This is a genomic window from Paenibacillus glucanolyticus (genome assembly GCF_037333485.1).
Taxonomy (GTDB): Bacteria; Bacillota; Bacilli; order Paenibacillales; family Paenibacillaceae; genus Paenibacillus_AQ; species Paenibacillus_AQ glucanolyticus.
On the sequence record NZ_CP147845.1, the window covers coordinates 6,150,076 to 6,166,184 of the forward strand.

General features: G+C 51.1%; 10 protein-coding genes. All 10 read right to left on the minus strand.

What is annotated here, in order from left to right; genetic code table 11:
* Positions 1–32 precede the first annotated feature (32 nt).
* The 10 genes from WDY75_RS28410 to WDY75_RS28455 all read right to left on the minus strand — a co-directional run bounded on the left by WDY75_RS28410 (position 33) and on the right by WDY75_RS28455 (position 16,064).
* On the minus strand, positions 33–1,100 hold the full coding sequence (locus WDY75_RS28410; protein WP_006207822.1) for a bifunctional transcriptional activator/DNA repair enzyme AdaA: 1,068 nt from the start codon (positions 1,098–1,100) through the stop codon (positions 33–35).
* Positions 1,101–1,401: 301 nt separating this feature from the next.
* On the minus strand, positions 1,402–2,271 hold the full coding sequence (locus WDY75_RS28415) for a carbohydrate ABC transporter permease (protein ID WP_063478415.1): 870 nt from the start codon (positions 2,269–2,271) through the stop codon (positions 1,402–1,404).
* Between the two features lie 18 nt (positions 2,272–2,289).
* Positions 2,290–3,165, minus strand: coding sequence for a carbohydrate ABC transporter permease (locus tag WDY75_RS28420; RefSeq protein WP_006207820.1), 876 nt, complete (start codon positions 3,163–3,165; stop codon positions 2,290–2,292).
* Positions 3,166–3,210: 45 nt separating this feature from the next.
* On the minus strand, positions 3,211–4,536 hold the full coding sequence (locus WDY75_RS28425) for an extracellular solute-binding protein (protein ID WP_006207819.1): 1,326 nt from the start codon (positions 4,534–4,536) through the stop codon (positions 3,211–3,213).
* 98 nt (positions 4,537–4,634) lie between these two features.
* The gene (locus WDY75_RS28430) at positions 4,635–6,206 is read right to left on the minus strand and encodes a helix-turn-helix domain-containing protein (RefSeq protein WP_006207818.1); all 1,572 of its coding nucleotides are present in this window, start codon (positions 6,204–6,206) and stop codon (positions 4,635–4,637) included.
* Entirely contained in the window at positions 6,187–8,007 is a 1,821-nt protein-coding gene (locus WDY75_RS28435; RefSeq protein ID WP_063478414.1) for a sensor histidine kinase, read from the minus strand. Before WDY75_RS28435 ends, WDY75_RS28430 begins: the two co-directional genes overlap by 20 nt.
* 400 nt (positions 8,008–8,407) lie before the next feature.
* Positions 8,408–9,490, minus strand: a complete 1,083-nt coding sequence (locus WDY75_RS28440; protein ID WP_063478413.1) for a copper amine oxidase N-terminal domain-containing protein — start codon at positions 9,488–9,490, stop codon at positions 8,408–8,410.
* 183 nt (positions 9,491–9,673) lie between these two features.
* Positions 9,674–11,968 carry a glycoside hydrolase family 3 protein gene (locus WDY75_RS28445; RefSeq protein WP_063478412.1) on the minus strand — a complete coding sequence of 765 codons (2,295 nt, stop codon included), beginning with the start codon at positions 11,966–11,968 and terminating at the stop codon, positions 9,674–9,676.
* A 62-nt stretch (positions 11,969–12,030) separates the two neighbouring features.
* Positions 12,031–13,362, minus strand: coding sequence for an MFS transporter (locus tag WDY75_RS28450; protein ID WP_063478411.1), 1,332 nt, complete (start codon positions 13,360–13,362; stop codon positions 12,031–12,033).
* A gap of 164 nt (positions 13,363–13,526) precedes the next feature.
* Entirely contained in the window at positions 13,527–16,064 is a 2,538-nt protein-coding gene (locus WDY75_RS28455) for a GH39 family glycosyl hydrolase (protein ID WP_063478410.1), read from the minus strand.
* Positions 16,065–16,109: the final 45 nt, after the last annotated feature.

Consider the following 16,109-nt stretch of genomic DNA (forward strand, 5'->3'; position numbering starts at 1 on the left):
CCCAAGGTAAGACTATTCTCTATGACCCAGGTCTAATATTCCTCTTTTCTTGCGGCACTCATGGATTTCTCATGATTCAACAGCCATTGCTTGCGCGACAGCCCTCCCCCGTATCCGCCCAATTCACCGCTCGTATTGATGACGCGATGGCATGGAATGACAATCGCAAGCTGGTTGGCCCCATTCGCCTGGGCGACGGCGCGGTAAGCGGTAGGTCTTCCCATCGCCGCTGCGATCTCGCCATAGGAAGAGGTTCGACCGGGTGGAATCCGCAATAATTGGTCCCAAACTTCCTGTTGGAATGGTGATCCTAACAGGAACAAAGGGGTTTTAAATTCCGTTAACTTCCCGTCAAAATACGCACCCAATTCTCTCTCAATCGAACGGATGGGAGCTGTGTAACCCGGAATAATCGCCGACTTGGTTCTCAGTCTGAGACGTTCTACCTCCCGCTCCAAGCCCCGGCGATCCACGAATTCGAGCAAATACAGTGCTTCGTCATCTGCAATAGCCATCATCGGTCCCAGACGCGTGTCGAGCCACGATGCTTTTAGAATATGATGATGCCCGGACCTTGTAGGGGCTGCGCCCATAATCCGCGAAAAAGCATCCCGAAATCCGCTGCTGGACTCGTAGCCGGTTGACAGCTGCGCATCGATGACAGCATCTCCTTCCCGGATCTGCTTCAGGGCAAGGCCCATCCGCCTAGCTCGTGCATATTCAACAAAGGTCATCCCGAACCGCTTCTTGAATTGGCGTCTTGCCGTTGAGGCATCCACGGACAGCTTCTGGAAGTCCTGGTTGGTCCATCTCTTCTCCGGGTTATCCTCCACAGCGTCTACAAGCAGCCGCACAAGATCCGAAACTTGATTGGGATGCGAGAGCGGCCGGCATCGTTTACAGGGTCGGAAGGATGCCAGCAGTGCTTCTTCGGCCGTCTCATAAAACTCGCAGTTCTCGATCTTCGGTTTCCTCGCCGGGCATGTCGGGCGACAGAATACACCGGTTGTCTTAACGCCCACGTAAAAGACGCCTTCATATTCCGATTTCTTATCCAGCAGCGCCTGATAATATTCCTGTTGATTTGCGGCCGATATCATGTAACGTTCCTCCCTGTGACTATGTTCATTCTATATGGTACATCTGGTATAAGCTGTGTTTCTCCAGGAAAATCATGTACCCTGTCTTGGTGTACCTATTATATTTCTTTTGCACACATGGCGCAGCCGAAAATCGTGCATGAATGTTTCCCGGTTGGAAACAGAGAATGATCATTACTGGCACGAACCAAAACAGCCCCTTCCGAATGAATCGGAAAGGGCTGTTCATGGTAAATATGTGCGGAGCCTCGGAACAGGCTATCTGCCTCCGTTGTAAACTAAATGGACCTTGCTGGCAGCCTTAACCCTTGATCGAGCCTGCCACCATGCCCTTCATGATCTGCTCCTGCAGAATCAGGTAGGCTACAATGGTAGGAATGACCGCGATTGCCATCGCACCCATGGTCAGGGCGTAGTCCGTGCCGAAGCCGTCCGAGAACAGGGACAGGCTGAGCGGCAGCGTCTTTAGCGCTTGCGTATTGATAAATACGAGTGCGAAGGAGAAGTCATTCCAGAATCGGAGGAATGCCAGAATGGATATCGTTGCAACGATAGGCGTGCAGAGCGGCAGAATCATTCTACTGAATATTCCCCACCAACCGCTGCCGTCAATCATGGCCGCTTCTTCAATTTCCCTTGGAATGGATGACATGTAAGCCATCGCCAGGAAAATCGCAATCGGCAGCTCAAACGCCGTATAAGGCAGAATGAGCGCTCCGTACGTATCGAGCAGGCCGATGTTTTTCATCATGATAAACAGGGGCACCAGCGTACTGTGGATCGGAATGAGCAGCCCGGTCGTAAATAACACAACCACCAGCTTTTTGAACCGAAACTCGAATCTGGACAGCACATATGCCGCAAGTACGCTGAGCAGAATGGTCAATGCAACGGCTGTAATGGTCACAACCGTTGAATTGATCATCGCCCTGCCCATATTTCCAAGCTCCCATGCCCGAAATATATTCTCGGTCATCCACTCCTTCGGCAAGCCGTAGGGGTTCGTGAAGAAATCCTGATTCGATTTAAACGCGCTTGTAAAAAGCCAGTACAAGGGATAGAGCGTAAGAATCGCATACACCATCAGCAGCAATTTTACGAACCCGGATAAACCCTTCATGATGACTCGTTTCCCTGAAGCATTTTCCGTCCCGGTCGTCTGTAAATTCACATCGCTCCCTCCTTCATGTTAACTTGACTTTCTGCGCGTTGCGAAGTAATTAAGCGCGATTAGGATGGCGCTGACAATCATAATCATCGTGGAGACGGCAGAACCGTAACCATAACGATACACACTGAAGGTGCTGTTATACATGTATGTGGCAAGCAGCTCGGTCGATTGCGCCGGTCCGCCGCCCGTCATGACAATGACGTGGTCAAAGGCCTTCAGACTTCCGGAGATACAGAGCACGATAGTCACGACAACCGTACTCCAGATCATCGGCAGCGTGATTTGCATCAGCTTGTTCCAGCCCGTGGATCCATCAATTTTGGCCGCATCATGGATCTCGGGAGAAATATTTTGCAGTGCTGCAATAAAGATAACCAGATACGGACCGACGTTCGCCCAGTTAATCGGAATCGATATCGCCAGCATGTTGACTTTCGGATCAGACAGCCAAGCGCGGGTCCATGAATCCAGACCGAGCATCTCCAGCACATAATTCGCAATCCCGAACTGCGGATGGTAAATGTAACCCCAGATCAGGCCGACTACAACCGTCGACAGCACCATCGGCATAAATACGGCGGAGCGTATGAATCTGGAGAAAAACGAATTCTTGAACAGTACAATGGCCAGAATCAATGCAATCGGAACCTGACCGACAATGGATGAGACAACCAGAATCAGGTTGTTTCGAAGCGCCCGCCAAAAAATCGGATCCTTGAACATCTCTATATAATTATCAAGACCGATAAAGGTGGCATCCCCGAACCCTTTCCAGCTGAAAAACCCGTAGTAAGCTGACCAGAAAACCGGAATAATGACAAATATCAGAAACAACAGAAGCGCTGGAAGAAGAGCTATGGCTATAAATCCTTTGCTTCTCATCGCTGTAGGCATGGCAGCCTCCTCCCTCCTAATCCTTGTGCAGTGGTGAATGGTTTCTTATGGAGTAGCGGATCTGGCTTGCGCATCCTGAAGCTTCTGGGCCACACCTTCAACGGGACCGCCCATCATGATTTCCTGCAGACCGTTGTTGATGACTTCAGCCGCTTCTGCAGACAGATAAGCATCATATACTGGCGTAATTCCAGTGGTTTTCACCAGATTAAAGGCTTTGTAGTACAGGGAAGTAACTTTGGACTCATCAATCTCGGTATCGTACATTACCATGGAGTTGCTCTCGGCAATCGCTTTTTGCGCTTCCGGTCCGCTCACGGCATAGATCAGTTCAAGGGCCAATTCTTTCGCTTTCCCTTCGGTTCTGCTGCTAAGGGCCAGACCGCCGCCAGCTCCGCCGGAGATCGTGCCTGCCTCACCTTTTCCACCAGGAATCGTTGGCAAAGTAGTAACCTCGATATCCTTCATTTGCTCCTCAGAGGAAGAAGCCGCAAGATTCGTAAGGGTCCATGCGCCGCTGATCATCATCGCTGCATTTCCTTGAATGAAATACTGCTCAGCTTGCGTGTTGTCGATGCTGTTCGCCCCTTCTTGGAACGCTTTGTTATCAACCAGCTCTTTGAAATAGCCGAGCGCTTCGATAAACTCAGGATCGGTAAACTTCGCGCCTTGCTGTGCTGCTGCATTCTTGAACCATTCGGTGCCTGTCACACGGTCGGCAATAGAGCCGATAATGGTGGATTGAGCAACCCACGGAGCTTTGTTTCCGAGGGCGATTGGCGTTATGCCGTTATCGTTGAAGGTCTTAACCGCCGCCATCATTTCTTCCCAAGTCGTTGGGACTTTTACGTTATGTTTGTCAAACAAGGCTTTGTTGTAGTACAGAATCGAGGTTGCCGACATTCCCAGTGGAGCAGAGTAGATCTGGCCTTCCTCGAACTCGTATGGATCAAACGCTCCCGGCAGGAATTTATCCTTCCAATCCGAATGCGCATCTAACACTTCCGTAATCGGTTGAAGCAGCTTCGCTTGATGAAGCTCGGAAGACTGACTTCCTGCATAAACGAAGAACACGTCCGGCATCTCATTCGCAGCCGCAACGGTACTCAGACGTTGACGGTAGCCATCCGGTGGAATCGCTTGTGCATCGAGTGTAACTTCAGGATGGTCCTGAGCAAACTGATCGATAAAACTTCGGACTGATTTCGCACGCAGGTCATCACCGGCAAAGTTATGCCAGATGGTCAGCTTGACCTTTTCTTGATCACCTTCATTCCCTCCGGCCTGCTCTTTGCTTTGCCCGCCGCCGCATGCTGCAAGAACCAGTGTCATCATCAGCAGTACAAGACCTATTTTGCGTTTTGGTCTCATGGTCAATCCCCCTTTAATTTATACGAAAATGATGAAGCATCCTAAGATGATTAGTCCAAGTATAAAAGAGGATGTAACGCTTACATAGGGGATATAATTCAGTCCATAGAGGGACAAAATTCAGGATTTGCCCGATACTCCGACGGCGTCTGTCCCGTCCATTTCTTGAACAGGCGGTTAAAATACTTAATATCCTCATAGCCGATTTCATTTGCGATTTCACTGATTTTGGCCGGCGTTTCCCTCAGCAGAGTCATTGCTTTCCGCAGCTTCGCCTGGGTCACGAATTCAATGTAATTCTGCCCGGTCTCCTTCTTGAACATCTCGCTGAAATAATTGGGATTCATATGAACATGCTTGGCCACTTGCTGAAGCGACAGGCTCTGCCCCAGATGCTCATGAATGAAGGAGATCGCCCTGTGAACAGGACTGGTTGTCGACACCATGTCCCGGTACTGCTTCATGATGAGTCCAAGGGAATCGATCAGCACCTTCTCCGGCTTCTTCGTTAAATCGCGGATATCAAAGTTGTCCTCAATCTTCACCGGACTGGTGTAGCCGATGGACGTTGCAGCGCGTATCAGCCAGCGCTGTCCCGAGACGAGCAGGGAATGCAGATAAGCCTGAACCGAGCCGGGTGTCGCCTGGCTCTGACTTTGGATGCGTTCCAGCACATCCGCAACCCATGCCTCCAAATCGACGGATTGCCCTGAGCGCAGAAGGGAGGAGAGCTCGGTTTCTTCTTCCATCGAACAGACCGTCTCAATGCCTTTCCGCCCTTCGATGTCCTCATAACGGATATGCCGTTCCGAATGGAGCAGCCACTCGTAAGAGCTGGCCTCCACCGCCGTCTTCAGCGCGCGATCCAGCTCACGAACACTGGACACCGGTCGGCCGCTGGCTGCCTTAATGCGGCAGGCGTGAGTCGATTCCAGCTTTCGCAGCGCGGAATCCACGCGCCCCCAGCCATCGCCTGGCTCTGTGCGCACCAGCAGAAGCAGGGAACCATTCCACTCCAGCCAGGCACCATGCAGCCCTTCTGCCAGCTCCGTCCCGAGTAAGCTATGTCGTTCGCCAAGGGTCAAGTGCTCCAACTCATCCTGATGTAACGGATGAACCGACAGCATCCAGATCTGCAGAACGGAGCCGGGCGTTGTCAACCTCAATTCAGGATATCTCTCCCACAATTCATTCTCGGCATGCTCATCCAGTGAAACTCCCGATGCAAGCAGCCTCCTCAGGAACCCCCGGTTGACCACCATTTCCTGGGCCTTCCCCTTCGCTTGATGAAGTCTGTGCTGCAGGATTCGCTCTCTCGCTTGAACTGCAGCTTCGATAATTTCCCCGGGTCTGCTCGTCTTCAGCAAGTAGTCACTCACGCCTTCACGCATCGCCTGCTGTGCATACGTAAATTCATCAAAGCCCGATATGACAATGATTTCGATCTCGGGAAACCGCTGCTTAACTTGATGAGCCATGTCCAAACCGCTCAGGCCGGTCATGCGAATATCAGTAAATATAATTTCGGGCATATCGACGGGAATACGCTGAAGGGCTTCCTCTGCCGAAGCCGCGGGCGCCAGCACCGTAAAGCCGTTATCCGCCCAATTGATCACTGTACTCAGCCCATTTCGAATGATTACTTCATCATCAACGATCAGTACCTTCAAGGTCGTCATCCCCTTTGCTGGATATTTCAGTTTGTTGAATATCAGTTAGGTCCGGTATCGTAAACATAACCCGTGTTCCGGCCCCTTCCGTACTGTCCACACGCAATCCTGCATCCTTGCCGTAATGGAGGAGCAGCCGCTTATGGACATTTCGCAGCCCGTAGCTTCCGCCCGGGGTTTGTCCCTTCTCGTATTGCAATGGATTCTCTACCAGCTGATCCTGAAGCCATTTCAGACGATCGGGCGTCATCCCGATTCCATCATCCTCCACCACGAAGTGAATCCCCTCGCTGCCATGCCGACCTTGTATCGTAATCGTCCCCATTCCGTCACGGCTCAATATGCCGTGCAGCATGGAATTTTCGACGAGCGGCTGCAGCAGCAGCTTCAACATGGTGTGCTGATGAAGTGTCTCCTCGACATGAACCTCAAACGAGAATTTCTCCGGATACCGAATGGTTTGGATGTTCACATAGTGACGGACATGCATAATCTCCTGCTGGATCGTGCAGTATTCCTGGCCATTGTTCAAGCTGAACCGCAGGAAATCACTGAGTGATCCGACCATCTCGGCTATCTTCACATCCTGGTTCATCAGCGCCAGCCAATGAATCGAAGACAGCGTATTGTATAGGAAGTGGGGATTAATCTGCACCTGCAGTGCATGCATATCCGCCTCCTTTTTCAGCGACTCATTGAGTTTCACTTCATCGGTAAGTTTCACGATCCGGGAACTTAACCGGTTGTAACTGATAATAAGCTGTCCAACCTCATCAATTGTCTTCACCGGCAGCGCAGGCAGCGGCTCCTCCGGGCTCGAATTCTTGAGAAACTTCGTTAACACAGACAACGGATTCGTAATCTTCTGAATCAAGAAGAGAACCAGTATAATGGCGAGCAGGATGGCCACGGTTACGGCAACCGCCGTCAATTTGATGAAATACTGGTTCTGGGAACGGTATTCCTCTGAGGGAATGATGCCGACCAGCTTCCAGTTCACACTCGACATTTTCTTATAGAGAATGGTCTTCTTATTGCCGCCCTCTCCATAGTCCATATTTCCGCTAAGCCCCTCGAACTCTTCAATCGAAGGATAATAGTCTGCCAGGGTAAGATTCGTCTCCATATCCGGCGGACCGGCAATAATCCGGTTGTTCTCATCAAGCAGGAGGACAAAGCCGGTCTTCTCCAAGACGGCCTGCCTGAATTGATTGGCAATGACGCCTTGATCCAGGTTGATCTGCAGATTCCCGATCGGCTTGTATTTATCCGTGCTGCGAATCGGCCTGGCCAGCGTGATGACCTTTCTCATGCCTTCAAATGTCCACTGTCGGTGAACAAAAGACCACCATTTGGGATGATGCTCATAATAATCCGGGATCTCCTCGGTAATATTCCGGAACTCGGAACGCACTAATGACTTATGCGAGATCGGATCCTTGCTGCCGAGCGGTTCGACAATGATATTGGCGATATAATCCTTGGAGAAGGCCAGATTCGTCAGGAAGTTAATGACCGTTGTCTGCTGGACATAGTTGCTCTCCTCTGTCTTGAGGTAGGATTGGACCCCGGTGTGCCCGATGAGGAATAGCGAGATATTCTCGACGTCCTTCACCATCGTGTCCAAGTAAGCTTCCAGTTGGCGGAGCGTATTCATCCCCGTAATCTTGGCTTTCTCTTCCGTCAGGCTCTTGGCCATGTTAAAAGAGAAAATACCAAGAAATAACAGCGGCACCAGCGTAGCTATAATAATAAGCAACGATAATTTATGCTTTAGCGATTTCCCAAGCCATTGCTGCATAAATACACCCCGTTCGAGTCCATATGGTATGGGCTTGTTATATTACTTAACATTGAAGGCGTTTACTTCAAAAACATTCTCTTTCCGTTGCAAAAAGGTGTCAGGTTTATTAACTATCTTAGAGGAATCTTAAGACTCAAGTAAATGGTAATAAAGACCTATGAATAGAGATAAAACCATCTTTCATATAGGGTATACTCCCCATGGTCGCCGACCCGCTTCGGTGATGCAAACCGCGTTTACTCTTTATAAGCACAGCAAAAAAAGGGCGCTGCAGCGCCCTTTTAAATAGAAAAGCACATCACCCGATCCAAATTCCAACCTTCTAGTTCATGCTTATATCCTTCTGCTCGTATGCATATATATGTAGTTCTAAAGTTCCGCATCGATAAACGGTAATTTACCTCTGCTCTTCCAAACGATCATATTCCATGCGATCCACCACAAATCGATTCGACTCTTCATCATACCGGTAGGTTATTTGGAGATCACCCGCAAAACCGGCTGGACTTATGCTCCCAGCTGCGAGCGTAACAAGCCGCCCTTCTTCGATGCTGTGTCTGACCACAGCTCCAAAACCCAACTTGTCATTCAGATAGCTTTTATCCTCGGAGTCATCCTCAATTCTCTGAACGGTTTCCTTCCCGTCGATCACAATCTTCACGGCGATGTAATCCGCAAACTTCTCGATGCTGGACTCCACATGACCTGCTACCGCCTGATCCAACGATTCCATAGGAATTTCCTTCAGGGTTTCAGCGTCCACCACATGTGTCTTGCCAATATAAATACCCGTCCCAGTCCCATCCACATAGAACACAACCACTTCCGGCTTGCCATCACCCGTCATATCCCGATATTGAATGATCGGTTTACGCGTACCATCACCACCGTACCAATCCGCAAAAACTTGCCTTCTCCCTTCTACCTCTACCACCATTCCTTCATATCTTCCGTATTTCGTAGCGCTTACCGGGTACAACTTCACATCAGGGTTCTCCTCTGCTGTCGAAACGTCCACCTCCGGCGTATAGACGTAAATCATTCTTTCCTTCGAATCCCAGCCTACCTCTGCATTGTGCAGCTCCGCTATGAATCGAACCGGAACCATAATTCGGCCATCCTTTAAATACGCGGGAACGGACAGCGAATACGCCTTCCCTTGCCCCTTGGCCTCCCGGCTTCCCATCTTCAGCGTGACTTGATCTGTGCTTGTGCTGACGGTTACCGTCTTGGTCTTGTTGTTCCATTGAAGCTGCGTGGGCTTCAAGTATTCCTTAATCACGCGCAAGGGAACCAGCGCCGTCTGATTCACGATAACAGGATTGACATCGAGCGTAACCATCCAATGATTAATGTTCAATTCCATTTCCTTCTGCGGTGCGGCTTTGGCCTGTACCTGTGCCTGTACCATCGTACTCATCAGCATCGTGGACGCCATAGCGCCGATCACCGCCATTTTCGCCCATTTCCGGGTTGTCATGTTCTCTAATCTCCTTGGCTAATAATATATGAAATAATTCGTATATAACTAAGACGCAAGTTGACCGGTATTGGTTGTCCATGTCACGCAAAAAATAAGCCGCTCAAGCATATCATCACTTGAGCGGCTCACCCGGATTGGTCGGAGGAAATCTATGCGATCATGATCGGATAACTGTCAGGCCTACGGACGCGGCTTCCGATATTTCTCCGTGCGTTCATCCTCGATGACACCCTTCCAGTTTAAACCGAAGGCAAAATCATAGGTGTGATTCTCGGAGTCGGTATGGCATTCCATATCAAACGCCACATCCTCAAGTTGTTCCTCCACGGTCTTCATATTGGCCGGCATCTGCATGGGCAGCAGGCCTGACGGCTCCACTTCACCCGCAAGCACCTCCATGATGGCTTGATCCAGAACGCCGAAATTCACAAGAATCGCATCCACTTCGGCTTCAAACTCCTCAACCACAGTCGGATTGGACAACAGCATGGATACGATGACCGGTTTGCCGTTCAGCGCTTTCTTCGTTTCCAGTACCATGTCGAGATCGGCCGCATTCTGAGGCGTAACGGATTTGCCCCGATAGGAACGGTTCAGCACATCCGTTGTCCGTGTATCACCGGCCAGACTCACTTCACGGGCATGCTCTGCCGTATACGTCTTGTACTGCAGGCTCATCGGCACGTAGCCGTTGCCTCCCTGATCCTCATCTTCTTGGCTATACCCGGTTCCGGATTTCGGCGTACTGATAAAGACAAGCCCGAAATCCGCCTCGTCCGGATGCTCCGCGAGTTCGAAGTATTTGGCCACGATGTCCAGATTAACCGGATACTCCAGGCTTTCCGGCGTGGGGTTGCCAAACCAATCCTGTCCTGCAGCCATAAAGCGCTTCGGAATGTAGACCTTGCTCTTCCGCTCGACGGGAAGCACGCCATTTTTATTTTTCAGCATGACGATCGATTTTAGCTGGGCTTCATAACCTTCACGCATAAACTCCGGATTTCCGACCATACGGGAGCTCTCCAACGGATCAACATAAGGGTTCTCAAACAGCCCCAGTCGAAACATATTGCTCAGCAGGCGCACGGCCGATTGTTCGAAGCGTTCACGCATATACGTCTCGCCATGCTCCCGGACACCCATGTGATAGGCAGCCAGCACCGGTTCCATCTCATTGTTGCCGCCAAATTGGTCAACGCCTGCCATCAACAGCTTGTAATGCCGCTCTGCTACCGTCAATCCTTCGACACCCCACGGCTTCCCGCTTAGGAAAGAGTCACGGGGACCGGACTCATCGGCCGTAATCGCCCAGTCCGTGCAGACAACACCGTCGTAGCCGTATTTTTCCCGGAGCAGGTCCTTGATCAGATAGGAGTTATATGAATTGCCAACGTTCTCCCCGTTGACGGTATCCTGGTTCATCGAAATGGTGTAATACGGCATCACAGCGGAAGCCATTCCCGTCTTGCCCTCCAGCTTAAAAGCCCCGTCTACAAACGGAATGAAGTGCTCGTGAAAATTATTACCCGGATAAACCGCATATTTCCCGCTGCTGTAATGCGCGTCCCTGCCTGCCTCGCCGGAACCGCCGCCCGGCCAGTGCTTCACCATGGCGTTGACACTGTCGTACCCCCAGCCTTCGGATATCTCCCGGTCCCCCTCCGATGTCTGAAAGCCATCCACGTAGGCGCGGGCCATATCGGTTGTCAAACGTGAATCCTCGCCGAAGGTGCCGTTAAAGCGGAACCAGCGCGGCTCTGTTGCGATATCGATCTGTGGGGAGAGCGCCGTTGCAAGGCCCATGGCACGATATTCTTTGGAAGCCATCTCGCCAAATTTCTTCGTGATGTCCGGATCAAACGTAGCGGCCAGGCCCAGCGTCTCCGGCCACATGGAGATCCGTCCTCCCGAGCCGGCGTTAAACTCCGAGCTGGCATCCGTGCTGTGCCTTGGGTCCGAGCTGTTATTGGCAGGAATGCCAAGTCCCGTGCCTTCCGCGTATGCCTGCACCTTATTGTTCCAGCGTGCCGCCACTTCCGGACTCTCGACCGTGGTCACCAGCACATGACGCACATGGTCCTGGGCCAGAAAGGCCAGCTGCTCATCCGTCAGCTCCCATGGCTTTACGCCGCTCTCCTCGTAGGATTTACCGCCATAGGTAGCCGAGAACCAGCCCCCGCTGGCAGCCGGAATCGACTGATGCCTGCTGTACAGCATCAGGCCGGCGATTTGCTCTATGGTCATTTTGGAAGCCAAGTCCTTGGCACGCTCCTTAGGCGTCAACCGCCAATCCTCATATCGGTCCAGCCTACCGTCACGGCTCAAATCCTTGAAATACAGTCCATCCATCTCGATAATTGCCACACCTGATTCGGGCGAGTATCCCAGCTTAGGACCTCCCGGATTGTCGATATAGCGAATGTTGTCTCCATTGCCCGGGATCGTTTGGGTTGTCAGATTGATCTGATGGTTCATTGTGATTCCCTCCACTCCAAGTTTGTCTACTCTTTCGCTCTGCGCCAGCTATGGACTTCCCGTTATACGTTCTGTACGCTCGGTGCCGTGAGGTCAGGGGAAGGATTCATATCTCCTTCCGTTGCAACCGGCTCCCCGATTTCAGGCAGCGGCTTAATGGATATCATCCCGATCATCATGAATACGGAGAGGGCGATATAGAAGAAGGTCCAGTCCCCGATACCCATCATGGTGCCTGCACCCAGCAGGAACGGCGCGATCGCAGGCACGATGGATTGCGGCAGCGCATTCGCCACGTTCATGATGCCAAAGTCTTTTGCAGAATCCTCCTTGCGGGGCAGAATCCGCGCAACCAGCGCCATATCCACAGCTGAGAAGCATCCATAACCGAGACCCAGAACCGCGGAAGCGATAACATAGGCAAGATAATTCGGAACAAAAGCAAAGACCAGCGTGGCCAAAATCATAATGAAAGCCGACATGTACAGAAACGGTTTTTGCTTACGGAACTTATCCGACAGCATCCCGCCAAATATGCTGGTAACCGCCATTGCCACCATGGAGATGATGTTCACGGTTGCCACACTGGCTGTCGCCTGAGCTTCGGTATAGCCCATCCGGTTGACCAGCATAACGGTAAAATAAAGACTGCTGCAGTAACCCATCATCAGGAGAAACTTCGAAATAACCGCCCAGGTGAAAGCCGGATACCGGCGCGGGCTTGGGTAGACTTTGCTGAGCTTTTCGCCAAACGGGATTTTCTCTTGCTGCTTATGGACGATATCCACTTTGCCTTCCTGGATCAGGAACAGACTGAGGACTGGACCAACCACTCCGATCACCGCGAGCAAAGTCCACTTCGCTGCGGAAGAAACATCCGTCAGGAAGGTCATCATGACCATGCCGACCGCAATCGCTACCGGCAGCACCAATCCCAGAAGCCCGGATACCGTGCCTTGTTTCTCCTGCTTGACCTGATCCGGGATGAGCGCGGTGTACGCCGCCATTCCGAAGTTAAAGAACAATTGCGCAATCGCCCAGCCGATAATAATGAGCCACAACGAGGACGTCATGCCGATCATGAGAAGAGACGCGCAGCCGAACAAAGGACCGATCAGAATCCATGTACGCCGCCGTCCAAACGACAGGTTCGTACGGTCACTGATGGCGCCGCCGAGCGGATTGCCGATAAGAGCGAAGAATGCCCCGATACCTGCCACCAGACCATAGGAGGATGTATATCCGTTCGGGTCGATTTCAATCATTTTGAAAGTCAGCAACAAGGTTGCAGGTGTCATTAATGCCAGCATCATGCAGCCATAACCTAGCATAATACCGAAAGTCAGTCTGCCAAACGATGTTTGCACCTGCCCTTTCACCTTAGCTTCAGCCATTGATATAACCCCCTAATTATTATGAAAACGATTACAGTTTTATTATAAAAGAAACCGCCTTCATCAAGACAGGCGGCTGCTTACAGAGTTCTACGCTTATTTTTAACATCTTTTTGTAAACGTTTTCCTAACTTCAATAGAAGGAGATTAAGAATTGACACAATTCAATCATACGTAGGTGTCAGCTCTATGAGCGCTACCCCGTGGGGCTCAAGATTGAAGCAGACGGTTAGTGCTGCCCCGGGCTCTGCATCGACATATGACACGTGCCGGCGGGGACAGGAACTCGCCTTAAGATACTGCACGTCCTCCTTCGTTAGGGATTCCGGGGCTCCCATCGCGACCCAGGCATCATAACTGCTTCCTTGGTTGCGGTCGATCGTATGCTTCACCATTTTGAACCGGCCATCCGGAACGTTCATGAGGGCTATGTCTATTTTTAATGTCCGCTCATGCTTGAAGCCGTTATAACGATGCGTATGATCAATAAAAGAGATATCGCCCATGGCGTACAGGTCGTCGAAGTGGCAGTAATTATAGGTGAGAATCTGATACCCGCCGTCTCCGGCCGTCACGATATATCCCTCACCCTGAGCCAGTACGGTGTGACCCAGCTTCGATAACAGCTCATAGGCATGCATCGCAGCCTTCGGGATCCCATATTGCGCAATCAGGCCGAGGCCTCCATGGAACAGCTCCCGGGACGGAAAGGTCTCCTCAATGTTGTCGCTGAGGACCCAGTACCCGAATCCATGGATAACATCCAGATTATCGAGCAGATTCTTCACGATATAAGCGGCCTTGTACACCGTATCGTTCGTGAGCTCGCGGTGGTATGCCGTCGAATTCCATTCGGTAAGATAAATCTCGCAGCCCGACAATCCGTACGCTGCAAGCAGCTCAAGCTCAGCGTTCAGTCTCTCCTTCAAGAAATCAGGATTTGGCGATATCCCGCCAAATTCCTCAAGCAGCTGGTAATAGGGGTCGGTATCGAGCATTTGTCCGATAAACTCCGCGTTCACCATATCCTCGATGCGCTCGTGCGGATAGAAGTGAAGCGGAATAAAATCCGGCTGGCAGGCGTGATGTCGGCAAAACTCGAAAAAATCCTTAACGATGGAGACGGAATCCACCGTAATGATCCTTCCCGGAGCGCCGATCTGGAGCGACTGCGATATTCTTTTCACCGTCTGATAGGTCCTTAAATACAGCGCCCTGTATTCATCCTGTGAGGCAGGCCAGAATATATGGAACTCGGGCTCATTCCAGAATTCAAACTTCCAGCTCTCCACCTCCGCCGCTCCGTAACGGTTCATGCAGTGCCTAATCAACCGCTCCACAAGCTCACACCATCTATCCACGGATTTGGGAGGACTGGTGTAACTGGCCCGGTAGAATACCGTTTGGTCCGGATCGGAGGCCAGAGCGGAGGGCATGAATCCCAGCTCGATAAAAGGCTTCAGTCCAATGGACAGCAAGAAGTCAAACAGCTGGTCCACATAACGAAAATTATAACGGGACTGCCCTGCCTCGTCCTCATGATAGACCATCATCCCGTCATCAAAGATGCCGTGGAACCGCAAATACTGAAAAGGACTTCGCCGCTGCACATACTTCAGATGCTGCTGTACATCGGCATGCAGCCCCTCCTTGGCTTTTCCAATGGTAATCAGGCTCTTCCAGGTATGCTTAACGGTTGTTCCAACCCGTGCCGCATCGATTTCATAAGCTCTTGTTTCCAGGGTCTCCACCTTCCGGACCTCTCTGGACTTGCTTCGCTCCAGAAACTGGTGGATGATGCCCAGCGCACTCGAATGATTAAAATTCAGATAATGGGAGGAAATGTCCTCCTTCTTCCGGGGGGCCATCTCCGGACGATACTGCTTGCGGTACTCATGCGGCGTCATATGGTATCGGTTCTTAAAGGCGGTATAGAATGACTTGGCATTCGGAAAACCGTGATTCAAGGCCAGGTCCGCAATCGGAAGCTCCTCGCGTAACAGCAGGTCTTCGACCGCATGCTTCAGACGGATGCTGGTCAGATAGGATTGAAAATTCAATCCGATGTTCTCACTGAAAAATTTGGACAGATATGGCACCGAGAGAAATTCACGCTCCGCTAGGGACTGAAGCGATATGGCGTCTCTGTAGTGCTCATCGATATAAGTGATAATGCGCAGCATGCGCTCCATATACTTCTCGTTCATCGCGCCGCTGGAGCCGCTTGTCCGAAATTGCTTCATGAGGATGGAGAATACGGCCAGCATTCGAATGCCCATGTCCAGTTCGTAAGCTTCCCCCTTCTTATTGCTCAGCTGCACCATCTCGGCCAGCAATTGCAGAATTTGATCAAGCGCGCTGCGCTGCTCAGGTCGTACCGTTCCGGATTCGCATTGGAACGAAATACGCTCAATCCCCTTAATGTTCTCTTTGAGATAAGACAAGGGAATTAGAAACGTAGCGATAATGTTTTGATCGAGACCCATCACTTCATGAACGTGACACGGATTGATCAGGAACACATCGCCCTCTGCCAGCTTGTGCTGCTGACTCCCTACTGTGACCTCAAGATTCCCGCTCAGCACAAAAATAATCTCCACACTGTTATGCCAGTGGCTCGGTACATAATTCACCCTGTGCAGGGACACGTCAAAAGGCAGCTCGTCTCCCGTCTCCACCAATTCATAGATGGATGTCTTCAATTCATTTTCCTCCTTTTCTTTGCTTTAGCGGAAGTTATGTATTTT

Coding starts and splice junctions, on each gene's coding strand:
- WDY75_RS28435 (WP_063478414.1), bottom strand. CDS start 8,007: ATGCAGCAATGGCTTGGGAAATCGCTAAAGCATAAATTATCGTTGCTT.
- WDY75_RS28425 (WP_006207819.1), bottom strand. CDS start 4,536: ATGAGACCAAAACGCAAAATAGGTCTTGTACTGCTGATGATGACACTG.
- WDY75_RS28440 (WP_063478413.1), bottom strand. CDS start 9,490: ATGACAACCCGGAAATGGGCGAAAATGGCGGTGATCGGCGCTATGGCG.
- WDY75_RS28410 (WP_006207822.1), bottom strand. CDS start 1,100: ATGATATCGGCCGCAAATCAACAGGAATATTATCAGGCGCTGCTGGAT.
- WDY75_RS28445 (WP_063478412.1), bottom strand. CDS start 11,968: ATGAACCATCAGATCAATCTGACAACCCAAACGATCCCGGGCAATGGA.
- WDY75_RS28420 (WP_006207820.1), bottom strand. CDS start 3,165: ATGCCTACAGCGATGAGAAGCAAAGGATTTATAGCCATAGCTCTTCTT.
- WDY75_RS28450 (WP_063478411.1), bottom strand. CDS start 13,362: ATGGCTGAAGCTAAGGTGAAAGGGCAGGTGCAAACATCGTTTGGCAGA.